At 61.0% G+C, this 24,509-nt stretch carries 22 protein-coding genes and 1 other RNA gene; 8 read left to right on the top strand and 15 right to left on the bottom strand.

Annotated features, from left to right (window positions below):
* Position 1: 1 nt before the first annotated feature.
* The gene (locus Q0L62_RS00545) at positions 2-931 is read right to left on the bottom strand and encodes an ABC transporter ATP-binding protein (protein ID WP_296674900.1); all 930 of its coding nucleotides are present in this window, start codon (positions 929-931) and stop codon (positions 2-4) included.
* 11 nt (positions 932-942) lie between these two features.
* Positions 943-2,055: an MlaE family lipid ABC transporter permease subunit gene (locus Q0L62_RS00540; protein WP_296674896.1), complete on the bottom strand. Its 1,113-nt coding sequence runs from the start codon at positions 2,053-2,055 to the stop codon at positions 943-945.
* A 77-nt stretch (positions 2,056-2,132) separates the two neighbouring features.
* On the opposite strand from Q0L62_RS00540, the gene Q0L62_RS00535 reads away from it, so the two are divergent.
* Positions 2,133-4,808 (top strand): valine--tRNA ligase, encoded by a 2,676-nt coding sequence (locus Q0L62_RS00535; protein ID WP_296674892.1) that lies wholly within the window; start codon positions 2,133-2,135, stop codon positions 4,806-4,808.
* A gap of 22 nt (positions 4,809-4,830) precedes the next feature.
* Here Q0L62_RS00535 and Q0L62_RS00530 read toward each other — a convergent pair whose 3' ends face one another.
* Positions 4,831-5,715 (bottom strand): oxidoreductase, encoded by an 885-nt coding sequence (locus Q0L62_RS00530; RefSeq protein ID WP_296674887.1) that lies wholly within the window; start codon positions 5,713-5,715, stop codon positions 4,831-4,833.
* A gap of 238 nt (positions 5,716-5,953) precedes the next feature.
* Here Q0L62_RS00530 and Q0L62_RS00525 point away from each other — a divergent pair, with 238 nt between their 5' ends.
* Together Q0L62_RS00525 and Q0L62_RS00520 are read left to right on the top strand one after the other, a co-directional pair.
* Positions 5,954-6,685: a 7-carboxy-7-deazaguanine synthase QueE gene (locus Q0L62_RS00525; protein WP_296674884.1), complete on the top strand. Its 732-nt coding sequence runs from the start codon at positions 5,954-5,956 to the stop codon at positions 6,683-6,685.
* 10 nt (positions 6,686-6,695) lie between these two features.
* Complete coding sequence (locus Q0L62_RS00520; RefSeq protein ID WP_296674879.1) at positions 6,696-8,117, top strand: MATE family efflux transporter; 1,422 nt, start codon at positions 6,696-6,698, stop codon at positions 8,115-8,117.
* Between the two features lie 15 nt (positions 8,118-8,132).
* On the opposite strand, the gene Q0L62_RS00515 is transcribed toward Q0L62_RS00520, so the two are convergent.
* From Q0L62_RS00515 to Q0L62_RS00495, 5 genes are all read right to left on the bottom strand, one after another.
* The gene (locus tag Q0L62_RS00515; RefSeq protein ID WP_296675114.1) at positions 8,133-9,836 is read right to left on the bottom strand and encodes a DUF87 domain-containing protein; all 1,704 of its coding nucleotides are present in this window, start codon (positions 9,834-9,836) and stop codon (positions 8,133-8,135) included.
* Between the two features lie 104 nt (positions 9,837-9,940).
* Positions 9,941-10,693: a TIGR02186 family protein gene (locus Q0L62_RS00510; protein ID WP_296674875.1), complete on the bottom strand. Its 753-nt coding sequence runs from the start codon at positions 10,691-10,693 to the stop codon at positions 9,941-9,943.
* The gene (locus Q0L62_RS00505; RefSeq protein ID WP_296674870.1) at positions 10,690-11,604 is read right to left on the bottom strand and encodes a sulfite exporter TauE/SafE family protein; all 915 of its coding nucleotides are present in this window, start codon (positions 11,602-11,604) and stop codon (positions 10,690-10,692) included. Before Q0L62_RS00505 ends, Q0L62_RS00510 begins: the two co-directional genes overlap by 4 nt.
* 52 nt (positions 11,605-11,656) lie before the next feature.
* On the bottom strand, positions 11,657-12,856 hold the full coding sequence (locus Q0L62_RS00500) for a hypothetical protein (RefSeq protein ID WP_296674865.1): 1,200 nt from the start codon (positions 12,854-12,856) through the stop codon (positions 11,657-11,659).
* On the bottom strand, positions 12,853-14,298 hold the full coding sequence (locus Q0L62_RS00495) for a glycosyl transferase family protein (protein ID WP_296674860.1): 1,446 nt from the start codon (positions 14,296-14,298) through the stop codon (positions 12,853-12,855). The genes Q0L62_RS00500 and Q0L62_RS00495 overlap by 4 nt, the downstream gene beginning before the upstream one ends.
* A gap of 218 nt (positions 14,299-14,516) precedes the next feature.
* Between Q0L62_RS00495 and nhaA the strand changes: the two genes are divergently transcribed.
* Entirely contained in the window at positions 14,517-15,710 is a 1,194-nt protein-coding gene (gene nhaA / locus Q0L62_RS00490) for a Na+/H+ antiporter NhaA (protein ID WP_296674854.1), read from the top strand.
* 2 nt (positions 15,711-15,712) lie between these two features.
* Here nhaA and Q0L62_RS00485 read toward each other — a convergent pair whose 3' ends face one another.
* A complete protein-coding gene (locus Q0L62_RS00485) occupies positions 15,713-16,147 on the bottom strand; it encodes a VOC family protein (protein WP_296674850.1) in 435 nt (144 codons plus the stop codon).
* Positions 16,148-16,234: 87 nt separating this feature from the next.
* The gene (locus Q0L62_RS00480) at positions 16,235-16,993 is read right to left on the bottom strand and encodes a TorF family putative porin (protein WP_296674846.1); all 759 of its coding nucleotides are present in this window, start codon (positions 16,991-16,993) and stop codon (positions 16,235-16,237) included.
* A gap of 287 nt (positions 16,994-17,280) precedes the next feature.
* Between Q0L62_RS00480 and Q0L62_RS00475 the strand changes: the two genes are divergently transcribed.
* On the top strand, positions 17,281-18,078 hold the full coding sequence (locus tag Q0L62_RS00475; RefSeq protein WP_296674841.1) for a metallophosphoesterase family protein: 798 nt from the start codon (positions 17,281-17,283) through the stop codon (positions 18,076-18,078).
* Entirely contained in the window at positions 18,078-19,388 is a 1,311-nt protein-coding gene (locus Q0L62_RS00470) for a UDP-glucose/GDP-mannose dehydrogenase family protein (protein WP_296674839.1), read from the top strand. The genes Q0L62_RS00475 and Q0L62_RS00470 overlap by 1 nt, the downstream gene beginning before the upstream one ends.
* Before the next feature lie 6 nt (positions 19,389-19,394).
* On the opposite strand, the gene Q0L62_RS00465 is transcribed toward Q0L62_RS00470, so the two are convergent.
* The 5 genes from Q0L62_RS00465 to Q0L62_RS00445 form a co-directional block, all read right to left on the bottom strand.
* Positions 19,395-20,270 (bottom strand): aldose 1-epimerase family protein, encoded by an 876-nt coding sequence (locus Q0L62_RS00465; RefSeq protein WP_296674836.1) that lies wholly within the window; start codon positions 20,268-20,270, stop codon positions 19,395-19,397.
* A 66-nt stretch (positions 20,271-20,336) separates the two neighbouring features.
* An RNA gene (rnpB, locus tag Q0L62_RS00460) (RNase P RNA component class A) lies at positions 20,337-20,733 on the bottom strand.
* An 8-nt stretch (positions 20,734-20,741) separates the two neighbouring features.
* Entirely contained in the window at positions 20,742-21,443 is a 702-nt protein-coding gene (locus Q0L62_RS00455) for an N-acetylmuramoyl-L-alanine amidase (RefSeq protein WP_296674833.1), read from the bottom strand.
* Entirely contained in the window at positions 21,440-22,081 is a 642-nt protein-coding gene (locus Q0L62_RS00450; protein ID WP_296674831.1) for a histidine phosphotransferase family protein, read from the bottom strand. Before Q0L62_RS00450 ends, Q0L62_RS00455 begins: the two co-directional genes overlap by 4 nt.
* Before the next feature lie 28 nt (positions 22,082-22,109).
* Positions 22,110-22,544 (bottom strand): M67 family metallopeptidase, encoded by a 435-nt coding sequence (locus Q0L62_RS00445; RefSeq protein ID WP_296674829.1) that lies wholly within the window; start codon positions 22,542-22,544, stop codon positions 22,110-22,112.
* On the opposite strand from Q0L62_RS00445, the gene Q0L62_RS00440 reads away from it, so the two are divergent.
* Positions 22,522-23,472, top strand: coding sequence for an RluA family pseudouridine synthase (locus Q0L62_RS00440; RefSeq protein WP_296674826.1), 951 nt, complete (start codon positions 22,522-22,524; stop codon positions 23,470-23,472). The genes Q0L62_RS00445 and Q0L62_RS00440 overlap by 23 nt on opposite strands.
* 98 nt (positions 23,473-23,570) lie before the next feature.
* Positions 23,571-24,491: an RNA polymerase sigma factor RpoH gene (gene rpoH, locus Q0L62_RS00435; protein WP_296674823.1), complete on the top strand. Its 921-nt coding sequence runs from the start codon at positions 23,571-23,573 to the stop codon at positions 24,489-24,491.
* Positions 24,492-24,509: the final 18 nt, after the last annotated feature.

Here is a 24,509-nt window from a genome sequence, read left to right as displayed (position 1 = left end):
CTTATGCCCCCCTGCCCGTTTGCTTGTCCATCGCTTTGGCGTCTGGCGAAGGCGCATGACGTGTCTTGACAGCGTTTGCCCGGTCCTGTGCCGCCTGCGCAGCGCGGCCGCGATCCTGTGCTGCTTGTGCCGCGCGTCCGCGCGGGCCGTTGAAATATTCCTGGATCCACGGGTGATCCAGCTTAAGCAGATTGGGGATCGTATCGACTGCGATCACATGCTTGTCGGCCAGCACGGCGACCCGGTCACAAATCTCGTACAGGGTATCAAGATCGTGCGTGATCAGGAACACGGTCAGGCCCAGCGTGTCTTGCAGTTCGCCGATCAGATCATCGAAAGCCGCCGCACCGATCGGATCAAGACCGGCGGTGGGCTCGTCCAGGAACAACAGTTCCGGGTCGAGGGCCAGTGCGCGCGCCAGGCCGGCGCGCTTGCGCATCCCGCCCGACAGTTCGGACGGATACTTGGACGCCGCTTCAGGCGGCAGGCCGGATAGCTTGACCTTGAAACGCGCGATTTCATGCCGCAGGTTGTCATCGATTTCGGGATAGAACTCGCGCAGCGGCACTTCGACGTTTTCCGCAACCGTCAGCGTAGAAAACAGCGCGCCGCCCTGAAACAGCACGCCCCAGCGGCTGCGAATGTCGATATCCTCGTCATCTTCGGCCGAGGTAATATCATCGCCCAGCACGGTGATATGGCCTGCCTGCGGTATCTGAAGCCCGATGATAGAGCGCATCAGGACCGATTTGCCGGTGCCCGATCCGCCGACCACGCCCAGGATTTCACCCTTGTTGACGGTCAGCGACAGGTTGTCGTGGATCACGTGATCGTCAAAGCAATTGCGCAGGCCTTCCACCTTGATCGGATGCTGGCGATCTTCCCCGGGACGAGGCTCGTTCGGCGCGGGGGTGTGCGCCGGTTCAGGCATGCGTTCCTCGTTCATCCCCAGCCCACTTCGGTAAAGAACACCGCAAAAAACGCGTCGAGCACGATGACCGCAAAGATTGCCTGGACCACTGCAATAGTGGTGCGAAGGCCAACCTCTTCCGAGTTTCCTTCGACCTGCATCCCCTGATAGCAGCCTGAAAGCGCAACGATTGCGCCGAACACCGGGGCCTTGACCATCCCGACATAGATATCGTGCATCGGCACCACTTCCTGGATCCGGCTGAGGAAAGTCATGAACGGGATTTCCAGCGTCAGCGTGGAAATCGTCGCCCCGCCCAGGATCGCGCAAAGCGAAGCATAAAAGCCTAAAAGCAGCATCATCAGCGTGCTGGCCAGAACGCGCGGAATGACCAGCGCCTCGACCGGTGAGACGCCGATGGTGCGCATCGCATCAACTTCCTCGGTCAGCTTCATCGTCCCGATTTGCGCGGCAAAGGCCGATCCCGACCGCCCGGCAACCATGATCGCAGTCATCAGGACGCCCAGCTCGCGGAAAGAAATGCGCCCGGTCAGGTTGATCGTGTAAATCTCTGCTCCGAACTGCTTCAGCTGCACCGCGCCTTGCTGGGCAATGACGATGCCGACCAGAAAGCTCATCAATCCGATGATGCCCAGCGCCGAAACGCCGACCAGCTCCATCTGATGGACCAGCGCCTTGAAGCGGAAGCGGCGCGGGTGGCGGACCAGGCTGCCCACCGCCAGGATCATCTGCCCCATGAAGCCCAGAAAGGCGAGCATGCCGCTGCCTGATCCGGCCACATAGTTGCCGATCGAATCGAGCACCCGGCGAAGCGGACGGGCACGGTGCGGCCGGACGGCGGCTTCGCTGCGTTGTCCGCCAACGGCCGCGATCAGGCGCTGGGCCTGATCGCTGGCTCCGACGATACGTGCCTGATGGTCATCGGCAAGGCGGAAAGCCAGCCACGCGCCGACCGTATCGATGGCCGAAACCTGGCTGAGGTCAATCGCCGCATAAGAGCCGGCGGCCCGGCGCAGATCGCCTTCGAGCAGCCCCGCGGTGGACACCGTCAGGGGCCCGCTCAGCGCAAGGGTCTGCGCGCCTGCATCACTGGTCTCCGCCGAAAACTCACACCGTCTGCGCATTGCCGATGCTTGTGGGGGAAAATCGCCGCGCCGACAAGCTTGCCAGTGCAGCGAGGCGCTGGCAAAGCCCGCCGACCATGACCGATCCCGCGCCAGAACCCAGCCTGCCCAAGACATTCGATCCCGCCGCCATCGAGGCGAAGTGGTATGCCCATTGGGAAGCGGAGGGCCTGTTCCGTCCCCATCGCCCGTCGGCAGAACCCTATACCATCGTCAATCCGCCGCCCAACGTAACCGGGTCGCTCCACATCGGGCACGCCCTGGACAATACGCTGCAGGACGTTGTGATCCGGTACGAACGGCTGCGCGGCAAGGATGCAATGTGGGTGGTGGGCATGGACCACGCCGGGATCGCGACGCAAATGGTGGTCGAACGCCAGCTGGAACTCGCCCAGGACAAGCGCACCAACTACACCCGCGAGGAATTCGTCGCCAAGGTGTGGGAGTGGAAGCATGAGAGCGGCGGGACCATCACCGGTCAGCTGCGCCGGCTGGGCTGTTCGATGGACTGGAGCCGCGAACAGTTCACCATGGACCCGCACTTTACCCGCGCGGTGATCAAGGTGTTCGTCGACCTTTACAATCAGGGGCTGATTTACCGCGACAAGCGGCTGGTCAACTGGGACCCCAAGCTGAAAACCGCGATCAGCGACCTTGAGGTTGAGACGAGAGAGACCAGGGGCAGTTTCTGGCGCTTCCGCTATCCCTTTGCCGATGGTAGCGGATCGGTTGAAGTCGCGACGACGCGGCCCGAAACAATGCTGGCCGACATGTGCGTGGCGGTGAACCCCGATGATGATCGCTACAAGAGCGTGATTGGCAAGGACATCCTTCAGCCCCTGACCGGGCGTCTGTTCAAAGTGGTGGCTGACGAACACGCCGATCCGGAACTGGGCAGCGGCGTGGTCAAGATCACCCCCGGCCACGATTTCAACGACTTTGAAGTGGGCAAGCGCGCCGGGATCAAGCCCGCCGACATGCTCAACATGTTCGATGCCGAAGCCCGCGTGGTGCAGACCGCCGACGGACTGGTCCCGGAAGAATTCGACGGCATGGAACGCTTCGCGGCGCGCAGACTGGTGGTGCAGCGGATGAAGGAGGCCGGCTTCCTGATACCGCACACCGACAAGGACGGAGTGGAACATGACGCTGAACCGCGCATGATCCAGACCCCGTTCGGCGACCGCGGCGGGGTTGAGATCGAGCCGTGGCTGACCGACCAGTGGTATGTGAGTGCCGCGGTGCTGGCTAAGGCTCCGCTGGAGGCAGTGCGCAGCGGTGCGATCGAGATCGTGCCCAAGAGCTGGGAGAAAACGTTCTTCAACTGGATGGAAAACATCCAGCCGTGGTGTGTCAGCCGCCAGCTGTGGTGGGGGCACCGGATCCCGGCTTGGTTTGGCGATAACGGACAGATCTACGTTGCCGAAGACGCAGCAGCGGCGCAGGCGCTGGCCGGCGCGGATGTGGCCTTGCGCCAGGACGAGGACGTTCTCGACACATGGTTCTCCTCCGCGCTGTGGCCGTTCGCCACGCTGGGCTGGCCGGACAACACCGACCTGCTGGCCAAGCATTACCCCAATGACCTCCTGATTTCCGGCTTCGACATCCTGTTTTTCTGGGATGCGCGGATGATGATGATGGGCCAGGCGATGACCGGCCAGAACCCGTGGCCGCGGCTGTATCTGCACGGGCTGGTTCGCGCGCCGGACGGGCAGAAAATGTCCAAATCGAAAGGCAACGTGGTCGATCCGCTGGGCCTGATCGACCAATATGGCGCCGATGCACTGCGCTTTTTCATGGCCGCGATGGAAAGCCAGGGGCGCGACATCAAGATGGATGAGCGCCGGGTCGAAGGCTATCGCAACTTTGCCACCAAACTGTGGAATGCGGCGCGGTTCTGCCAGGCCAACGGCATCGGCGCATCAAGCAATATCGCAGCCCCTGCGGCGACATCGGCAGTCAACACGTGGATCATCGGCGAGGTGGTCGAGACGCTGGCCGCGCTGGATCAGGCGATGGCCGACCTGCGCTTCGATGCGGCGGCGGGCGCGATTTACCACTTCGTCTGGGACCAGTTCTGCGACTGGTACATCGAACTGATCAAGGGCAACTTCGATGCCGAGACCAAGGCCGTGGCTGGCTGGGTGCTCGACCAGATCCTGGTCATGCTCCACCCGTTCATGCCGTTTGTCACTGAGGAACTCTGGTCCAAGCTGGGCGAGCGGGCGCACTATCCGTTGATCACGGCGCGCTGGCCTGCCCCTGCCGCCCAGGTCGACAGCGCCGCCAAGGCCGAGGTCAATTGGCTGATTGCGCTGGTCGGATCGCTGCGCACAGCCAAGAACGAACTGGGCATTGCGCCGGGCGCGCGCCTTGATGCTTATCTGCCCGGGCCAAGCGCTGCCACGCGCGGGATCATCGAACGCAATCCCGCGGTCATCGAACGGCTGGCGCGGCTGAGCGCGATCCGTTTTGAAGCAGCCCCGGCGGGCGCGGCGATGCAGATCGGTGCAGGCGATGCCAACGTGATCGTCCCCCTGGAAGGCGTCATTGACATCACCGCTGAAAAGGCCCGTTTGGCCAAGGCGCTGGAGGCCAGCACCAAAGAGGCCAAATCGCTTGAAGGCCGCCTGTCCAACGCCAGCTTCGTCGAAAAGGCCAAGCCCGAAGCCGTTGAAAAGGCCCGGGCCGATCATGCCATGCATGCCGCCGAGGCCGAACGGCTGCGCGCGGCGCTGGACCGGCTGGGATAACAGCCGCGGTCGGCGCAGCGGCTTACCCGGCTATTGCATCCAACCGCGCCACCGCCGCTGCGGTCAGCTTTAACGAGGCTGCCGCGATGTTCTCGTGCAAATGCACCAGCGATGACGTGCCCGGGATCAGAAGCACATTGGGCGATCGCTGCAGCAACCACGCCAATGCGACCTGCATCGGCGTGGCTTGCACCTCTGCCGCAACGGCATCCAGCTCGGCCGATTGCAGCAGGGTAAATCCGCCCAGCGGGAAGAACGGAACATAGGCGATGCCTTGGTCCGCCAGCCACACGATCAGATCGTCATCCGCGCGGTTGGCAAGGTTGTAGGCATTCTGCACGCACACCACCGGGGCAATTTTCTGCCCGTCTTCGATCTGCTTGCGTGTCACGTTAGACATGCCGATGTGGCGGATCAGCCCTTCCTGCTGCATCACCGCAAGCGTTTCCATCTGTTCATCCAGTGGCCCTTCGCCCGCCGCGTGACGCCCGTGGAGCGAGCGCAGGTTGACGATTTCAAGCTGGTTCAGCCCCAGGTTTTCTAGGTTGCTTTCCACGCCCCGGCGCAGCTCGTCTGCTGAAAAGGCACCCAGCCATTCGCCCTTGTCGTTGCGGCGCCCGCCCAGCTTGGTCACCAGCGTCAGGCTGGCGGGATAAGGGTGCAGCGCCTCTTTGATCAGGCGGTTGGTCACATAGGGGCCATAGTAATCGCTGGTGTCGATGTGATCGATCCCGGCGGCCATCGCGGCGTGGAGCACGGCAATCGCGCCGTCATGATCGCGCGGCGGGCCGAACACCCCTGGCCCGGCCAGTTGCATCGCGCCATAGCCCATGCGTTTGACTGTCCGGTCCCCCATCGTCCAGGTGCCGGCAGCGGCGGGATCGGCGGCAGATGTGGTCGTGGCCATGGTGGTTCTCCTGGAAAAGCTGCGCGCGTGTAGCAACGCCGGGCCGCCGGGGTAAGGGGCAGCGTTTCCTACTGGCGCAGATTGTGCGATGGGCGTGCGCATGATCTTGCTGTGTTTCCGCCCTGAAATCCCTGGCTGCCCCGCGCAAAGCGGATGCCGCAGCAACAGGTGTGATCTTTCGCCGCATGTACCCTGTGAACTTGGTGTCAACTTCCGCGCTGCACAGGCCGTTTCCTGAATGCTGACCCTGGCCACCACCACGCCGGGCGAACCGGAACTGTTCGCTTCGCTGCAAGGCGAAGGACCCAGTGCCGGGCGGCCGGTTGCGTTTGTCAGGCTGTCGCGCTGCAACCTGGCCTGCCAGTGGTGCGATACCGCCTATACCTGGCGCTTTACCGGCGATAACCGCCCCCACCGCGGCGGTGTAGCGTTCGAGCGGTCGGACAATCAGCTGGCGCTGGACGAGGCAGACGTAGCCGCGCGGATCATGGCCCTGGGGCAAGACCGGCTGGTAATCACCGGGGGCGAACCGTTGCTGCAAGGCCCGGCGCTGGCGCGGATGGCCGAACGGCTGGCCGGCATGACGGTGGAGATCGAGACCAACGGCACGGTCGCACCGCATCCCGCGCTGGACCGTCAGGTGGCGCAGTACAATGTCAGTCCAAAACTAGCCCATTCGGGCAACCCTGCGGAACTGGCGCTGATCCCCGAGCGTTTGGCCGCCTGGGCGCACGATCCGCGCGCGTTCTTCAAGTTTGTGATCAGCACCGCAGAGGATCTGGCAGAAGTGGAACAGCTGCAGGCTATCTATGCCATTCCGGCCGAGCGGCTGTACCTGATGGGCGAAGGGACAGATAGCGCCACCCTGCTGAACCGTGCCAAGTGGCTGTCGGACGCCTGCCTGGCACGCGGCTGGCGCTTTACCGACCGGCTGCACATCCACCTTTATGGCGATACCCGCGGCACCTGACAGGACACCCATGGACGCCCCCACCACCTTTCCCGACGCCGATACAGCGCCGCAGCCGCCTCGCCGGGGCGACCTGACCAGCGGGCCGATCCGCCGCACCCTGCTGCTGTTCGCGCTGCCAACGCTGATGGGCAACGTGCTGCAATCGCTTAACGCGTCAATCAACACGGTGTGGATCGGGCGTCTGCTGGGCGAAGCCGCACTGACCGCAACCGCCAACTGCAACATCGTGATGTTCCTGGTTTTTGCGGCCGTTTTCGGCCTGTCGATGGCAACGACCGTGCGGGTGGGGCAAAGCTTTGGCGCGCGCAACATCGATGCCGCGCGGCGCAGCTTCGGGACCGGCGTGGGCCTGTGCCTGATCGTGTCGCTGGTGGTGGCGCTACTGGGCTGGGCGCTGGCGCCGCAACTTCTGGCCTTGCTCCGTCCGCCGGCGGAATCGCAGGTGTTGGCGCTGACCTATCTGCGGGTAATCTTCCTGGTCATCCCCGGAATGACGCTGACAGTAATGATATCGATGGGCATGCGCGGATCGGGGGATGCGCGCACCCCGCTTTATTTCCAGATCCTGACTGCCGTGCTTGACGTGGCACTCAACCCGCTGCTCATCGCCGGAATCGGGCCGTTTCCGCAGCTGGGCATAGCGGGAGCGGCGGTGGCCACTGCCATCGCCACATCGATTGGCCTGGGCGGTATGATCGGGTGGATCTATTGGCGCGACCTGCCGCTGCGGCTGCGCGGGCGCGAACTGCGCTATCTGATCCCGGCGCGCGAGGAATTGCGCTTCATCGTTGGCAAAGGCCTGCCGATGGGGGCGCAGATGCTGGTCATTTCAGGTGCCGGCCTGATCTTCATCGGGCTGGTCAACCGCGAAGGGCTGGTCACCGCGGCAGCCTATGGCGCGTTGCTTCAGATCTGGAACTATATCCAGATGCCCAGTCTGGCGATCGGCGCGGCGGTCAGTGCGATGGTGGCCCAGCATATTGGCGCCCGGCGCGAAGACCGGGTTGATCGCATCGGTATTGACGGGGCGATGGTCAACCTGGCGATGACCGGGGTGCTGGTGGCCCTGCTGCTGGCCTTTGATACCCCTGCGCTTGAACTGTTTCTGGGCAGCGGCAGCCCTTCGGTTGCTGTTGCCCGGCACATTCAGTGGCTGTCGATCTGGTCTTACCTTCCCTTTGGCGTCACGATCGTGCTGTTCGGCACGCTGCGCGCGTACGGGGTGGTGATGACCCCGATCGTGGTGCTGCTGGCGTCAATGTACGCTGTGCGGCTGGGATTCTACTGGCTGGCCTATCCCGCAATGGGCACCGACGCGCTGTGGCTGTCGTTTGTTGCAGGTTCGGCTGCCTCGCTCGCCCTGACGCTGTACGCCTATCGCCGCGGGACATGGCGCAAGACCATGGCCGCGCGGATTCAGCCGATCTGACCGGGATCAAAAGGCCTAGCGGCCCTGGGCACGCCAGCGCTGGACGGTGCGCTGGACCATATCCTCTTCGCCGCCGGAACTGTTCCACAGTTCGCTGAACGAAGGGTCGGCAGATGCCGGCCGCTTGATTTCTTCCAGCTCGTCGAAGCTGACGCGGATAGGGATCGAAACGCCTTCGCCGCAGATGATGCATTCGCGGTTGCGCAAGGCAGGGATGGCATCAAGAAAGCCGCGCGCGCCTTCGGGCATGGCGGCCTTGACGAAGGCCTGGTCGCGATCGTTGTTGAGGCGCATCGAAATGATCGTGCCGCACTGCGAAAGCACACCTTCGGCCAGATCCGACGGACGCTGGGTAATCAGGCCCAGCGAAATGCCGTATTTGCGGCCTTCCTTGGCAATCCGGCTGAGGATGCGGCCTACGGACGAGCCATCGGCGTTCTTTTCGTTGGGAACGTAGCGGTGCGCTTCTTCGCAGACCAGCAGCACGGGGCGGGTCTTTTCATCGCGCGCCCAGATCGCAAAGTCGAAGACCAGGCGGCTAAGCACGGCAACCACGGTGCTGGTGATATCGGACGGCACGCCCGATACGTCGATGATCGAAATCGGCTTGCCGCGGCTGGGCATACGGAAAATCTTGGCGATGAAATCGGCCATGGTATCGCCGACCAGCATGCCCGAGAACATGAACTGATAGCGCGGATCGCCCTTCAGTTCGTCGATCTTGGACTTGATCCGCATGAACGGGGCAGTCGATGTCGCCTTGTCCAGCTTGCCCATCTCGTTCTGGAGAACGGTGGTCAGATCGGACAGCAGATAGGGAACCGGGCTATCGACTGTCAGCTTGCCCATCGTTTCGGCCAGACGGTTCTTCATCCGGGCGGCAAGCAGGCACTTGGACAGGATGTCGGCGTCTTCCTGGCGCTGGTTACCGGTCGATGTCAGGAACACTTCGCAGTGTTCTTCAAAGTTCATGATCCAGTAGGGCATCTGCAGGTTCGACACGTCAAAGATCATGCCGGTTTGCTTGAACGCCGCCGAATATTCGCCGTGCGGATCGATCATGACGATATGGCCTTCAGGCGCATATTCGCAAATCCGGTGCAGGATCAGCGAAGCGCTGGTCGACTTGCCGGTACCGGTCGAGCCGAGCAGCGCGAAGTGCTTGCCCAGAAGCGCGTCGATATAAAGGCCGGCACGAATGTCACGGGTCGGAAAAACTGTGCCGATCTGGACGTTGGGGCGGCCATCCGACGCATAGATCTGGCGCAGGTCGTTGCTGGTGGCGGGATAGATCAGGGCGCCGGGGATGGGATAGCGGGTGACACCGCGGCGGAACGAGTGGATCCTGCCAGTCAGGCGCTCTTCCTCGCCTTCACCTAGAAAGTCGATCGCGGCCAGAATGCCGCCCGGCGTCTTGGAATCCTGCCGTTGGGTGCGAACCGAGGCGAGCAGCCAGCCGCGCCCGACGCGGATCTTGACCTGGCTGCCGACCTGTCCGGCCAAGGCAACCGAGGGATCGGTGTCGCCCGAACACTCTTGCAAACGGGTAAGATCAAGTGCGATGTTACTGCCCGAACCAGCGATTTCGAGAACTACCCCGATTGGATCGCGGGCGTTATCGGGACCTGCGGCAGACACGCTGGCAGCGGCTTGCGCGGCGTCGGCCGGAATCTCGGCTGAAGAAGCGGGCCTTGCACCCGCGTTGCCTTGGTAACTCATGTCATTCATCGGAAAGGACGTCCCCTGCGACCGTGGCTGCCTTCAAGGGCCTCTGCTTAGACCACACAGGGTTAACAATGGGCTAAGCCGCGGGAGCTGGCGGATCAGATCAGCGCGAACAGGCGTCCGGCCAGAAAGCCCATTGCCACCGAGATTGCCACTGCGATCAGGCCATAAAAGAACCCGTCGTTGCGGGCGAATAGTTCAACGAACCGTTCAAAACCCTGCTTGCGCACTTCGACCCTGCTGATCGCCGACGCTACCACCCGTCCCCGCGTGATGGCAAAGGTTTCGGCCGTGTAGGTCCCGGTCTGGACATTAGAAGGCAGGGCTATGCGCGCCTGGTACAGGACCTGGGCATTGACCGAGACGCCGTTGTCATTTTCGGAATAGAGCCCGTCGCGGCGCATCAGATCAACCAGACCGGCGGAAAAGCGGGCCTGATCCTTGGGATCGTAAGAACCTATCGGGGAAAGCTGGAGCCACGGCAGGCCCAGCTCGTAAATCGCGGCGGTCTTGTCATCGACGATCCGGCGGATAGGTTTGGACGAAGCTACGGCGAAAAAGGTCGGGGCAGAACGAAACTCTGTGTTGGCGGCGTTGACCCAGATACCGGCGATGCGCTGCTTTTCGCGCAGCACGATCGACCGCGTCGGTCCTTTGAGGACAACGACAATGTCGTAGTCCTGCCCTGCGCGCGATCCTTCGGGAGTAAGAATCGCGCCGAACAGCAGCAGGTCTGCGCCGCGAAAGCCCTGGCGCACCTGCACTTCGTGCTGGGATATTTCAGGGACCAGGATCGGATCGCGCGCGCCGGTCAGCACCAGCAAGGCGATCAAGGCAAGCAGCCGCCTCACAGCGGCGTGACCGTATATATCTCGTCAGGCCGCCAGCCCAGGCCCATCGCCAAACTCAGCGCGATGATGAGGACAAGCGCGGCGAGGACAAAACGCAGCCGTTCCGCTGGAACTTTCTGCGCAATCTGCGCGCCGATTTGTGCACCAGAAACCGAACCGATCAGCAACAGTACGGCCAGCACCACATCGACCGCCTTGGTCGTCATCGCGTGCATCATGGTCGTCGCCATGGTGACAAACAGGATTTGGAACAGCGACGTGCCAACCACCACCCCGGCGCTCATACCCAGAATGTAGAGCATTGCGGGAACCAGCACGAAGCCGCCACCGATTCCCATCAACATGGTCAGGATGCCGGTAAATATGCCCAGTAGAAGCGGCGCGAGAGGGGATATGTAAAGGCCGGAGCGATAGAACCGCCAGCGCAGCGGGAGATTGGCCACGATCGGGTGGTGGCGGCGTTTGCGCGCAGGCAGCGGAATGCCGCTACGCTGCGCCTTGACAGCTTGCCAGCTTTCCCGTGCCATCAATCCGCCAATGCTGCCAAGGAGAACAACGTAAAGTACATTGATCACGACATCGATTTGTCCGAGTTCCTGCAACACGCGAAAGATCCCGGCACCCATCACCGTGCCGATGATCCCGCCTGCAACCATCACCCCGCCCATCTGATAATCGACCCCGCTGCGCCGCGAGTGAGCCAGTACGCCCGATACACTCGCCCCCGTCACCTGGCTGGCTGCAGACGCTGCGGCAACCGTGGGCGGAATGCCGTAGAAAATCATCAGCGGCGTGGTCAGAAACCCGCCACCAACGCCGAACATGCCCGACAGGATACCCGTCAGCGCCCCAAGCGCGACGATGACCAGGCCGTTGACCGAAAGGTTGGCGATCGGGAGGTAGACGTCCATTTTGTTGCGAAGGGCCTACCCCAGTGCAGCGGCAGAAAAAAGGCTTCGCCCCTTAAAATCCGGCGGAAAGCGTAATTGCAGGACCCGATGTAGGTGCGGCCTTGCCGCCTATCCGGAAGCGCCAGTCGGCCGCGACACGGCCGTTTACTGGTCCGAGCGGCAAGTCTAAACTTGCGGTGGGACCGACATCGACGCGTTTTGCGCCTTTTTGCGCCCCGCCCCACGCTCCGGCGCCAGCCCGCAATTGCCACCGACCTTGCGAGATCAGCCGCTTCTCAAGCCGGCTTTGACCATCGGTGAATGCGGTTCCGCCGGATCCGCCAACGTAACCTGCCTGGACATAGGCTTCACCGCGCAGCCCTAATGGCAGGTGCACCGGGGCAAGTTCGCTTACGACAGCAATCGCAGGTCGGACAATTGTCCCGGTGAAGGACTTGCTTGCACGGCCTTCCACCAGTGCCGCAAAGGGAACGTTCGTAAAGGGACGTATTGCGAAACCTGCTGCCAATTCTTCCGAGCGCGGCTCGTGAAGCGCCGTCGTCGCACGTAGATAAAGCTCCGGCCGATGCGGGTCACCGGGCGAAAGCCGGTAACGCACCACCGCACCGCTCTGGCTCGCCCCATAGGCACCGGAGGGGATAATTGCTCCAGTCAATCCCGCGCCTGGGAGATTGAAGCCGTTGCCGCCCCCGCGCAGCAGCACCCATGCATCGCCCGACCATCGCCGGGCTGCAGGAATGGACGATGCTGACGGTGCGCGGGACAGAGCAGGTCCTGCAGACCCCAGCAAGCCAGCAGGCATCGGCAGCTGCGAAAGCGCAGCAAGGTATAGCAGCTGATGCCCAGCCGCGATGCGCGGCGTGGTTTCCCGCTGAAATGCAGGCAATGTGTGTCCGGTTGTGCCTTCATCCGTCTGCACCGGTAGTTCCGGCATGACCGATCCTGAATGGTTGTCGGCGCCGCCGATGATCCGCATCGCCGGAGCTACCGGGGCTAAACGTGGTCCTGCCTTGCTGAAGGATAATGAATCTGCCGCGCTTGCACTGCTGCCCAATGATACCCCCAGCGTTTCGTGCGCCGCGGCCGATTTGTCAGGGCTGAAGTCACGCGTCTCGCCGTGAACCTCATGCCCGGTGCGGTCAGGGCTGCCGTTGCTTAGGACGGCGGCACGAAGACCAACCCAACTGGCCAGGATAAGCGTCAACGCAGCAAGCGGCTGACCGCGCCGGGAATTGATCTTGCGGTTGCTCACGCGCTGGCTTCGTCAGAAGCGGCGCGCAGGTTCATTGACTGCATCCTTGCGAGCGCAGGATGACCGCTATGCGCGGTTTTGTCCCAGACCACACGCCGACCCGCAAGCGAGGCAACGTATGAAGTTAAGGCCCGCCGACCAGCCATGATAGAAATGATGTTGCTGATCGGGATGCGCAGAACCGCCAATAACCCTTCGATTGCCCCATATTCCCGTCCGGTGACCAAGGCACGCGATAACGCACGCCAGACAAATCCGGCGGTACTTAGCGCCAGCATGGCTTGCAAGGCTGGCGACAAGTCCTCACCGTCAATCCAGCCGTAGCGGCGCGCCGCCAGAAGCGTACTATCAATCAGCAGCAGGACGTAAGCTGCGAACAATACCAGCGCAGTCAAGGGACCCTTCCGATCGCGCAGGGCCATCCAAATTTCAACCGGGCGGGCGCTCCAGCCCATGCGGTCCCACGCCTGGAATGCTATTCCATGGATCCAGCGGGTTTTCTGCCGTACCGCGGCGGAAAGTTCAGCAGGGAAATAACTGGATGTAGCAACCAGGTTTCCAGCCGCGTCGCGCAGGCGCAGAAACACACTCCCCCGCCCTTCCTGCGACAACACGATTCCTAATTCATAGTCTTCGGTCAGGCAGTCGGCTGCGAAGGGGCCAAAACGATTAGCTGCCGAACTTTCGGCGGACAGGCGGCCAAGCGCTTCGCGCGAAAACCCGCAGCCGACACCCGCAGCCGGAATTGCTGCGCCAAGCGCAGACCGAACGACCAGCGCCTTGGCATGAGCTTCGGTAAACTCGTCCGCATAGTGGCCGCCTATCCAACGAGAACCGGATTGTAGCGCCGGACGGACCGGCAATTGCACAAAGTCATGATGGCAAAGAGCTGCATCGATTGCCTGAAGAGCCGCCGGATGCACCATGTCTTCGGCGTCTTGCAGGATAACGCCGTGATACGTGACGCCCGTCCTCACTTCGTCATCTTCCAGAGCGTTGTAGAGACGATTGAGGCAATCGGCTTTAGTCGTTGGGCCCTTGGCGCCGTGAACTACCAGCCGGACTCGCGGGTCGCGCCTAGCGGCATCCATCGCGGCAGTGAGTGTGGCAGCATCGTTGCTGTAGCATCCTATGTAAAAACGAACGGCGCTTTGCTGCCAAGTGGTAATCATGTGCCTGATTGTGGTGGCAATTACATCGGCTTCCTGAAACGCCGGGACGAATACAGCAACCGGTCGGGCGAGTGGCGCAGACCCATAGCCTGCGGGCAGACGCGTCGTACGCGCGCGGCCCGTCAGGCGGAGCCAGATCCAGGCACAATCAATCGCAAATTCGTCAAGAAGGCCAATTACAAACCAGAAAGCGGCGAATACCAGCAATTCCCGTTCAATTGTTATGAGATTGTGTAAAAGCGGATCAAGCCCGGTTTCCGCCAATAGCATTCTTTGCTTGCCCCCTACGCAGCACAACTAGGTGGCACAGTAGAGCTCTCGACAAACTATGCAATCCCAAGCCAGCTTGGTCGAAATATCTCCTCTAATTCGCTTCACCGTCCACAATTACAGTATCAGTTCTTCCAACTTTATGTATACAAGCGCACACTGTCGTTTTAGGCGGTTTTGCTGTTGTGCTGGCCGCGCAAATACACAATTGAGGGCGGATGACCGCTTCCCGTCGCCATCCGATTTCGCGCGCTGCTGCCCGTGCCGTGCAATTGTTTCACGGCGAGGCGGGCGCTGGCCTTTTGCTGATCGCCGTGGCGCTTGGTGCAATGGTCTTGGCCAATTCGGCATGGGCTGATGCGTACCACAACCTGTTTCACGATTCCTTGGCATGGACCCCTGTAGCCAAGCTCGACACATGGCACCTTTGGATCAACGACGCGGTAATGGCGCTGTTTTTCTTTGTTGTCGGCCTTGAAATCAAACGCGAAGTACTGGACGGCGAACTTGCTAAACCGGCGCAGCGAAGGCTGCCGGTCGTCGCGGCGATCGCGGGAATGGCAGTGCCTGCGGCGGTGTTCCTGTTCATCACCCGTTCTGCCCCGGGCGTGTCTGCAGGCTGGGCCATCCCTGCTGCAACCGACATTGCTTTTGCAGTCGGCGTGCTTAGTTTGCTGGGCCCGCGCGTGCCACCGTCACTGCGTCTGTTCTTGCTAACTGTGGCAATTGTCGACGATCTGGGCGCGGTAGCGATAATCGCATTGGCATATACCGCCCAAATTGACTGGGCGTGGCTGGCACTGGCGGCCGCAGCCTTAGCCGGACTTGCAGTGCTCAACTACAGACGGGTTGATCGCCCATTAGCCTATATCGCGGGGGGGCTGCTGTTATGGTTTGCCGTACTTCATTCGGGCGTGCACGCCACTGTGGCGGGCGTTCTGGCAGCTTTGTGTATCCCACTTAGGGTTAGCCGCGGCGGCGACAGCATGTTGCTGCGCATGGAACATGCCCTTGCCCCGCTTAGTGCTTATCTGATCGTGCCCTTATTTGGCTTTGCGAATGCCGGCGTGCACCTTCCTTCGGGTAATGGCCCCGGATTTACCGATGCCTTGCCTTTGGGAGTGGCGCTGGGCCTATTTGCAGGCAAGCAACTTGGAATCCTGGGTGCGGTGATCGGAGCCGAACGTCTAGGATTCGCGGCCCGCCCGCCTGGTGCAACTGTAATGCAATTGTGGGGGGTGTCGCTCTTGTGCGGGATCGGGTTCACCATGAGCCTGTTTATAGGTCAGTTGGCTTTCCCTGGCCGAGTGGAGCTGGTCGAAGAAGCCAAGCTTGGTGTCATTCTGGGTTCCACCGCTGCCGCGTTGGCCGGATTTGCCGTCCTGTTTCTGGCAGGCCGGCCAAAGGGCTAATCCTACCAGGTACCGCTGTTGGGCATTGATGCCCACGGCTCCTGAGGGGGAAGATGGCCGTTCTGCAGCAATTCTACCGAAATGCCGTCTGGCGATTTGACAAAGGCCATGTGTCCGTCACGCGGTGGACGGTGAACGGTGTGTCCTGCTTCCTGGATTCGCGCGCAGGTCTCATAGATATTCTCGACGCGGTAAGCCAGATGACCGAAATTGCGGCCGACGGAGTACGATTCGGTCGATCCGTCTTCGTTAGGCCAGTTATACGTCAACTCCACCTCGGCCACGCCTTCGTCCCCCGGTGCCGCCAGGAAGATCAGGGTAAAGCGCCCCTGCTCACTGGAAAAGCGGCGCACCTCCTTAACCCCAATAAGGTCGAAAAAGGCAACGGTGGCATCCGGGTCCGTGACGCGGATCATGCTGTGGAGAAAGCGGGTCATAGAGCCAGCGCTAACACGCCCACCTTCAACAGAAAAGGCCCGCCGCGCTTCTGCGCTGCGGGCCCCGTTTCTGCTATTCGCCTTAGGCTAGAAAGCGAGCTTGACCGTGCCGACAACGGCATCGTTTGAAAACCCGTCGATCGACGCGCCATCAACGCCGATGTAGCTTGCACCAACCGAGAGATTATCGGTGATGTTGTATGTCGCGCTGACCGAATAATCGAAGCCGCCATCGGTGCTGACACCAGTCAGCAGCTTGGGCGACAAGGCGCCGCTGGTGTAACCCAGGTGCGCACCTAGATCGACGGGCACACCGGGAATACTCGTTCCCACTTCGCCGTAGACATAGAGGTTATCGTCATTGCCAAGCGACTGCTGGCTCCACGCATAGTTGACGCCAACCTTGGCAGTCACCGGACCAATCCCGGCCGAAAGCGAAGCATACGGTTCAAAATAGTTGCCCGGCAGACCGGGCGCGGTGCCGTTTGGATAGGTGTACCAGGTCATCCCGACATCAGCAGTCAGACCGCTGGCGACATCACCTGACCAGCCGGCATACACATCAAGTTCAGCCGAACCATAAATATCCAAGGCATCCTGCTCAAGGCTGGAACCCCACAAACCGGCATAGAATCCGCTGGAATGGGCTACGTTAATCTGACCCTGGACAGCAAAGTCACCGCCCGAATAAGACAGGCCACGCCAGCGATAGTCGGTTACGCCCATTGCGTAACCGCTGATGGTAATATCCTTGGGTGGATCTGTTTCATCGGCAAATGCCGGGCTGGCAACCAGGCCGCCAGCAAGAATAGTGGCGGCGAGCAGGCCGCGAATGGACGTAAGCATGATCAATCTTCCCTTGTTTGAATCAGGACTTCCGATTGGGGCGCCTCGTCCCACCTGCGCTGGCGCCGTTACACCTCGTCGCGGGTGCGATCGGTCCGAGCTGGATGAAAACTGGAATTTATTGCTGCACTGCACAAGACTAAATGGCAATTTCGTCGCTCATACCGCGATGGGTGTGGCTGCTGCGCAACAGTCTGTTTACGCCTTCCCACGCGACATTTGATGCGTGGTCATTGCCGCGCCAAGCCGCTGCGGCTATAGCCGCGCCGCCCGTTGATCGCACAGCTATGAACCTTTTTCGCAACCTGTTAAGCGCCTTGCGCCGCGCGCCCGCCCCTACTGTTCCGGCTGGTCAGCGTATTTATGCGGTCGGTGATATCCACGGGCGGAGGGATCTGTTCGACGCCTTGGTCGGAGCGATAGAAACTGACGATGCGAAGCGAAGCCGGGATGGCGAGACGACGATCATTCTTCTTGGCGACCTGGTCGATCGCGGCCCTGACAGTGCAGGGGTCATCGACGCGGCCCGGTGTCTTCAACAGCGTCGACCGGTGCGAATCCTGATGGGCAACCACGAAGAGATGATGCTGCAAAGTTTCGGCAGTTCAGAAATCCTCCGCGAATTTCTTCGGTTTGGCGGGCGCGAAACGGTATTGTCTTACGGAGTTCAACCGGCCGACTATCACGCCGCAGACCTTGAACAGACGCGCCGCTTGATGGACTGCCACATTCCGCCGACCGACCGCGCTTTTATCGCCGGATTTGAAGATAGCATTTCGGTCGGCGATTACGTGTTTGTTCATGCCGGCGTACGCCCTGGTGTTCCACTCTGCGATCAGCAGCAATCCGATTTGCGCTGGATCCGCAGCCAGTTTCTTGAACAAGAGGAAGGCTTTGGCGCGGTGATCGTGCATGGTCACACAATCTTCGCTAAGCCGGAGGTAAAGGCGGGGCGCATCGGCATCGACACAGGCGCCTATACAAGCGGACGGCTAACCGCGCTCGGCCTTGAAGGGACGCGGCGCTGGCTGATCGAAGCGCAGGATAACGGAAGCGCAATCACAATTGCGCAAAGGAGCATTTGATGAAGATAGCGATGGTTGGATCTGGCTACGTCGGCCTCGTTTCAGGTGCCTGCTTTGCCGATTTTGGCCATGAAGTGGTCTGCATCGACAAGGATCCGGCAAAAATTGAAAGCCTGCACCAAGGGATCATGCCGATTTACGAGCCGGGGCTTGCGGAACTGGTCGCTGGCAATGCCAAAGCGGGTCGACTGAACTTCACTACCGATCTCGCCGCGGGGATCGACGGCGCCGGGGCGATATTTATTGCCGTCGGGACGCCAAGCCGACGCGGCGATGGGCATGCCGACCTGTCATACGTCTACTCCGTAGCCGAGGAAATCGGCGCCAACCTGAAACAGGCATCAGTCATTGTCACCAAATCGACGGTCCCGGTGGGTACTGGCGACGAGGTTGAACGCATTTTGACGGACGCAAACCCTGGCGTCAGGTTTGCGGTGGCTTCCAATCCCGAGTTCCTGCGCGAAGGCGCCGCCATCGGAGATTTCAAGCATCCGGACCGGATCGTTGTGGGTACCGAGGATGACTGGGCCCGAGGCGTGATGACCGAGGTCTATCGCCCGCTGTTCCTGGGTCGATCACCGATGCTATTCACCAGTCGCAGGTCGAGCGAACTGATCAAGTATGCGGCCAACGCTTTCCTAGCGGTCAAGATCACCTTTATTAACGAAATGGCCGACCTGTGCGAAAAGGTCGGCGCCGATGTGCAAGATGTTTCGCGCGGCATTGGTATGGACGGACGCATCGGGGCGAAGTTTCTCCACGCCGGGCCGGGCTATGGCGGGTCGTGCTTCCCCAAGGATACGCTGGCGTTGCTCAAGACAGCAGAGGATTACGAAGCGCCAACCCGAATTGTCGAGGCGGTAGTCAAGGTGAATGACGCGCGCAAGCGGGCCATGGGGCGCAAGGTGATCGAAGCGCTGGGCGGCACAGACGAGTCGCGCGGCAAGAAGGTTGCGCTGCTTGGCTTGACGTTCAAACCCAACACCGACGACATGCGCGATGCCCCGTCGATCGCCATCGCCCAGGCACTGATCGATGCTGGTGTCAGCGTGGCAGGCTATGATCCCGAAGGCATGGCAATCGCCGCGCCGCTGATGCCTGAAGTCGCAATGCAACCCGATGCCTATGCCGCGATTGAAGGAGCCGACGCGACCGTGATCGTGACCGAATGGGACGCCTTTCGAGCGCTTGATCTTGAGCGCATCAAGCGTATCGCCAAGGCGCCGGTGCTGGTAGATCTGCGCAACGTTTACAACCCCGCCGAAGTGCGAGCTCGTGGTTTTAGCTATTCCAGCATAGGGCGGCCTTGATGCGGATTAGCGCTCTAGAGTCAGGCTCATGGCAAACCGCCGTTCATCACCAGGCTGTATGAGGATTACGCCCGGCTTGTCCCGGATGTCGCCGGTAAAGCCGTCTGGATCGGCATGGCCCTGCCAAGGCTCAATGCAGACATAGCCTGCACCTGGCTTGGTCCAGACCCCCAACAGCGGCATGGCCGGGAAATCAGCCCGGATTATGGGGTAACCTGCCGCGCCATAGCGCAGGCTGCGGCTGTTAAGCTGGTCGAAAATCACCGCATCATCGACAAACAGAGCATCATCAACAAGCAAGACCTGCCCATCGACCGGCGTCGGCGATGAAGGTCCCAGCAGCAATCCATCATCATCGATACGGCGGATGTCGGCTGGCTCGTCCTGCGGAAAGGTAATCTTGTGGTCAGCGCGGGCCCCGCCAAATGGAAGTGGCCAGCGCAATGCCGGATGAAAACCGAAGCTGGTCGGCATGGTCTTGGTCCCGGTATTGGTCACCACTGCTTCGGTCGAAAGCGTCGCACCATCGATCGAGTGGGTTACATCGAGGATAAACTCGAAGGGATAAATGTCGTGCGTTTTGGGTGTGTCAACAAGCCGCAGTGTCACCCGGTCAGTACGCTGCTCAACCACATCAAACTGGCTTTTACGCGCAAAACCGTGCTTTCGCATCGCGTAATTGCGGCCGGCATAGCGATAATGCCCTTCATTCAATTCGCCCACGATCGGAAAAAGCAGGGGCGCGCGCCCGGTCCAGAACGCCGGGTCGCCATCCCACAGCAAGTCGTGGCCGTCCGGCGTGACGATACGCTGCAATTCGGCGCCGCGCTGGCTGATCTCGACCCGCAGGTCTTCGGAGACAATACTAAAGTGTGGTAACATGGCCTTGGTCAAAGCATGGCGAGGGCGCGCATTCCAGCCCCCGCCGAAGTGATGCACAAAATAAAAAACGCCAGGAGGCCTGTAAGCCGGGTTCTGTAGCGCGGACGGTATCCCATAAGAGACCGTATCCCCGCTGGCAGCCATTCCTCTAGGCCGTGTGTTGCCACGCGGCTCGAGCGATCAACCCGGGCGGTCGGGTCCGAAACAGACCTGCCGTGGCCGAAGCCGCAGCGCGCCGCCCCTATTCGATCTTGCTCCGGGTGGGGTTTGCCATGCGGGCCCTGTTACCAGAACCCCGGTGCGCTCTTACCGCACCCTTTCACCCTTACCTGTTGCCAGGCGGTCTGCTCTCTGTGGCACTTTCCCTGGGGTTACCCCCGGCGGGCATTACCCGCCACCCTTGCTTCGTGGAGCCCGGACTTTCCTCGGCATCTTACGATGACGCGGCTGCCCGGCCCCCTGGCGAAACGCCTACCTAGACTTCCCAGCGTCGCGGTCAAGCAGCAGCGAAAACAGCTTGGCCGAACATTCGCCATCTACCAACCCGTCGATGATATGCGGGCGCCAGCGACGCTGAAAGGCCCGCATTGCAGCCGGCTGGTCGGAAATGTCATAGCCCCAGCGTTCAAGCGCCAGGAAGAAAGCCCCGTCGTTCTCGAACGGACCGGGCATGGTAACACGCGGCGTCTTAAGGGCCAGTCGGTGCGCGGCGAGCAGGTCCCAGTCAAACAGCTCGCCCGGATCTGCTTTCCTTGCCGGAGCAATATCGGAATGGCCAACCACGTTGGCGCGAGGCACATCGTGACGCTGGACGATTTCTGCCAGTAGCGGCAACAATGCCTCCATCTGGGAATCGGGGAACGGGCAGTAGCCGTACTCGTGCCCCGGATTGACAAGTTCGATCCCGACGCTGGCCGAATTTATGTCGCTCTCGCCCCGCCAGAATGACTTGCCAGCATGCCACGCTCGGCGATCCTCGCGCACCAAGCGGTGAACCTTGCCGTCTTCCTCGATCATGTAATGGGCAGAAACCTGGGCAACAGGATCGCACATCCGTTCTAGCGCAGCCTCAGCGCTTTCCATTCCGGTATAATGCAGAACCACCATCGAGACCGGTAACTGGCGATCGTTCCAGTTGGGAGACGGACTCTCATAGTGAATCAGTTCGCTCATGCGTCAGGCAGCACCGCGCCCATGACCAGTGCCTCGTCGGTCAAGGCAAACTGCAGCCCGCCGCCATTACGCTTCGCCAGCTGGTTGAGCATCCAGGCCGGCGCTGTGCGGCTTGACAGCTGATCAACCGGAAGCGACCCATCCAGCGCTTGTCCCACCGTGGGATCGAAAGCGATCTTGGGCCCGGCTGCACGAATCACGATTTCGCTGGCTCCGCCGCGCTGTTCGGCACCGATATCCAGCGTGCCGCCGCGCACCAGCGCCTCGATCCCGATATGCGCTAAGTTAAGCATCACTTTGACCGCGGGCTTGGGCAGCGACGAGGCGCCTAGCGCCCAGTTGACTTGAGTGCGCCCGCCCGGTCCGGCCAAAGCATCGATCAGGGCGCGTGGCTCTTCAACCGGAACCAGATCGCCAAACCCGCCGGCTGCCCCAAAAGCCAGTCGAAAAAACTTAAGCTTGTCGGCACTTGTCCGCGCGCTCTGTTCAAGCAACTCCATGCAGCGCTTGCGCATTTCCGGGTCTTTTTCGTCGGCCAGCAACTCGAGCCCATTGCTCATCGCGCCCACCGGGGAAAGCAGGTCGTGACACAGGCGGGAACAAAGCAGGCTGGCAAGGTCTACGGAAGCGTCGGTCATCAAGGGTCCTTTTGGTTTGCCCGCATCCTTAGCCTTCGACGAGTCGCAGGGGAAGCGCCGTAAAGCCAGAGGCAGTATCACGCCACCAGCCAACCGAGCCGTTCGCAACAATAGCCCATATCCGTCCGTCGCCGCTCGATTGCTGCCGATCCGTGGCGGATGGCACGGCCGGGCCCAGGGGATGAGAATGGTAGTAGCCCAGCAGTTCCTTCCCGCCCGCACGCTGTATTTTGTGCGCAGCAATTAAAGCTGCGGGATCGATTTCGAAATGGCTCGCCGGATCGCGATGGACGTTGGCCGCAGGCACCGCGCGATCAATGCTCTCGCCGCGACCCAGCAGCAGACCGCAACATTCGTGCGGGTGCTCGCGCTCCGCTTCTTGCAGCAGTGTGGCCATCACGCCACTTGTCACCTCGACGGTCATGCCCATGTTCCTAGACATGATCCGGGGGGAACGCATCATAGAAGGAGCGATCGGCGCAAACGGCGGTCGGCTCGACAAGGCGCTTGCCGACGCAAGCGGCCTGTCGCGTGAACGGATCAAGGCGCTGCTGGGCGAAGGCCGCATTACATTGGATAGGCAACCAGCTACACAAGCCAGCATTAAGGTTAGCGAAGGCACACCTTTTGCCATCACGGTCCCCGACGCTATTCCTGCCATGGCAGCGGCTCAGGACATTCCGTTGGTCGTCGTATACGAAGACGAACACCTGATTGTGGTCGACAAGCCTGCCGGGCTGGTGGTCCATCCTGCTGCTGGCAATCTGGACTGCACCCTGGTCAATGCCTTGCTGCACCATTGTCGCGGGCAGCTTTCGGGAATCGGCGGGGTTGCCCGGCCGGGAATTGTCCACCGGATCGACAAGGATACTTCTGGCCTGATCGTAGCGGCCAAGTCCGACACCGCGCATGAAGGCCTGGCCCGGCAGTTTGCCGATCATTCGATTGAACGCATTTATCTTGCATTTGTCGCCGGACGGCCAGTTCCGCCGGCAGGAACGGTGCGCGGCAACATTGCTCGCTCGTCCACTAACCGCAAGAAAATGGCCCTCGTTTCGGAAGGTCGCGGAAAACATGCAGTAACCCATTATAAAACAAAGGAAGGCTACCGCGATTGGAGCGTCATACAGTGTGAACTTGAGACTGGCCGCACACACCAGGTCCGCGTTCACATGGCATCCATTGGCCATGGACTATTGGGTGACGCTGTCTATGGCCGAACCCACCCGCGTCTGCGCCCGATTCTTTCCCAGCTTCATTTCGCCCGTCAGGCGCTGCACGCAGCCGTGCTGGGCTTCGTCCATCCGGTCACGGATGATCCCCTGCGCTTCGAAAGCGCGCCGCCTGCCGATATGGAGGAACTGTTGGTCGAATTGAGACGTTCAAGCTGAACTATTGCAGTAGAAGTGTACACTATGTGGCCATCGCAGCGGGATGCCTCTAAAGGGTCCTCTACAGGTGGGCGACGATGAAAGGACGAATAAAGACTATGTCCGAACGCGACAGCAACCTGCCTGCTACCGGCAGTTCGGTGATGCCCAGCCTCGGCGGCGAACAAGGGCTCAACCGCTATCTCTCTGAAATAAAGAAGTTTCCCATTCTGACGGCGGAGCAGGAATATATGCTCGCCAAGCGCTATGCTGAACATCAGGATCCCGAAGCAGCCAAGCAGCTGGTCACAAGCCACCTGCGACTCGTCGCTAAGATTGCCATGGGCTATCGCGGCTATGGCCTGCCTGTGTCCGAACTGATTTCAGAAGGCAACATCGGCCTGATGCAGGGGGTCAAGAAGTTTGAACCCGACCGCGGCTTTCGCCTGGCCACCTATGCCATGTGGTGGATCAAGGCGAGCATGCAGGAATTCATCCTGCGCAGCTGGTCACTGGTCAAAATGGGCACAACCGCGGCACAGAAAAAGCTCTTTTTCAACCTGCGCCGGATGAAGAAAAACCTCGACGCCTATGAGGATTCGGACCTGCATCCCGATCAAGTAACCAAGATTGCGACCGACCTTGGCGTTTCCGAACAGGAAGTCGTCAACATGAATCGCCGGATGATGATGGGCGGCGATGCATCGCTGAACATCTCGTTTAATGAAGATGGCGAGGGCCAATGGCAGGATCTGCTTGAAGACAGCGGACCGCTACAGGACAAGATAGTCGAAGACGCACAGGAAGCCAGCACCCGGCACGCTCTTTTGGTTGAGGCGATGGACAGTTTGAACGAAAGGGAAAAGCATATCCTCACTCAGCGCCGCCTGATTGACGATCCGCTGACGCTCGAAGAGCTGAGCCAGGAATATAACGTTAGCCGCGAGCGCGTCCGTCAGATCGAGGTGCGCGCCTTTGAAAAGCTTCAGAAGGCCATGCTCCGCATTGCCACCGACAAGCGTTTGCTGGCGGCGGCTTAAGTATTCGGGCCGAGGGCG

This window comes from Novosphingobium sp. (genome assembly GCF_024642085.1).
In the GTDB taxonomy this organism is placed as follows: Bacteria; Pseudomonadota; Alphaproteobacteria; order Sphingomonadales; family Sphingomonadaceae; genus Novosphingobium.
The sequence above is the reverse complement of the archived record's forward strand: the minus strand, read 5'-3'. Positions and strand labels throughout refer to the sequence as shown.

Excerpts from the sequence above, each read along its gene's own strand:
- Q0L62_RS00545 (WP_296674900.1), bottom strand. The coding sequence starts at position 931 with ATGCCTGAACCGGCGCACACCCCCGCGCCGAACGAGCCTCGTCCCGGG.
- Q0L62_RS00540 (WP_296674896.1), bottom strand. The coding sequence starts at position 2,055 with ATGCGCAGACGGTGTGAGTTTTCGGCGGAGACCAGTGATGCAGGCGCG.
- Q0L62_RS00535 (WP_296674892.1), top strand. The coding sequence starts at position 2,133 with ATGACCGATCCCGCGCCAGAACCCAGCCTGCCCAAGACATTCGATCCC.
- Q0L62_RS00530 (WP_296674887.1), bottom strand. The coding sequence starts at position 5,715 with ATGGCCACGACCACATCTGCCGCCGATCCCGCCGCTGCCGGCACCTGG.
- Q0L62_RS00525 (WP_296674884.1), top strand. The coding sequence starts at position 5,954 with ATGCTGACCCTGGCCACCACCACGCCGGGCGAACCGGAACTGTTCGCT.
- Q0L62_RS00520 (WP_296674879.1), top strand. The coding sequence starts at position 6,696 with ATGGACGCCCCCACCACCTTTCCCGACGCCGATACAGCGCCGCAGCCG.
- Q0L62_RS00515 (WP_296675114.1), bottom strand. The coding sequence starts at position 9,836 with ATGAGTTACCAAGGCAACGCGGGTGCAAGGCCCGCTTCTTCAGCCGAG.
- Q0L62_RS00505 (WP_296674870.1), bottom strand. The coding sequence starts at position 11,604 with ATGGACGTCTACCTCCCGATCGCCAACCTTTCGGTCAACGGCCTGGTC.
- Q0L62_RS00495 (WP_296674860.1), bottom strand. The coding sequence starts at position 14,298 with ATGCTATTGGCGGAAACCGGGCTTGATCCGCTTTTACACAATCTCATA.
- nhaA (WP_296674854.1), top strand. The coding sequence starts at position 14,517 with ATGACCGCTTCCCGTCGCCATCCGATTTCGCGCGCTGCTGCCCGTGCC.
- Q0L62_RS00485 (WP_296674850.1), bottom strand. The coding sequence starts at position 16,147 with ATGACCCGCTTTCTCCACAGCATGATCCGCGTCACGGACCCGGATGCC.
- Q0L62_RS00480 (WP_296674846.1), bottom strand. The coding sequence starts at position 16,993 with ATGCTTACGTCCATTCGCGGCCTGCTCGCCGCCACTATTCTTGCTGGC.
- Q0L62_RS00475 (WP_296674841.1), top strand. The coding sequence starts at position 17,281 with ATGAACCTTTTTCGCAACCTGTTAAGCGCCTTGCGCCGCGCGCCCGCC.
- Q0L62_RS00470 (WP_296674839.1), top strand. The coding sequence starts at position 18,078 with ATGAAGATAGCGATGGTTGGATCTGGCTACGTCGGCCTCGTTTCAGGT.
- Q0L62_RS00465 (WP_296674836.1), bottom strand. The coding sequence starts at position 20,270 with ATGTTACCACACTTTAGTATTGTCTCCGAAGACCTGCGGGTCGAGATC.
- Q0L62_RS00455 (WP_296674833.1), bottom strand. The coding sequence starts at position 21,443 with ATGAGCGAACTGATTCACTATGAGAGTCCGTCTCCCAACTGGAACGAT.
- Q0L62_RS00450 (WP_296674831.1), bottom strand. The coding sequence starts at position 22,081 with ATGACCGACGCTTCCGTAGACCTTGCCAGCCTGCTTTGTTCCCGCCTG.
- Q0L62_RS00440 (WP_296674826.1), top strand. The coding sequence starts at position 22,522 with ATGATCCGGGGGGAACGCATCATAGAAGGAGCGATCGGCGCAAACGGC.
- Q0L62_RS00445 (WP_296674829.1), bottom strand. The coding sequence starts at position 22,544 with ATGATGCGTTCCCCCCGGATCATGTCTAGGAACATGGGCATGACCGTC.
- rpoH (WP_296674823.1), top strand. The coding sequence starts at position 23,571 with ATGTCCGAACGCGACAGCAACCTGCCTGCTACCGGCAGTTCGGTGATG.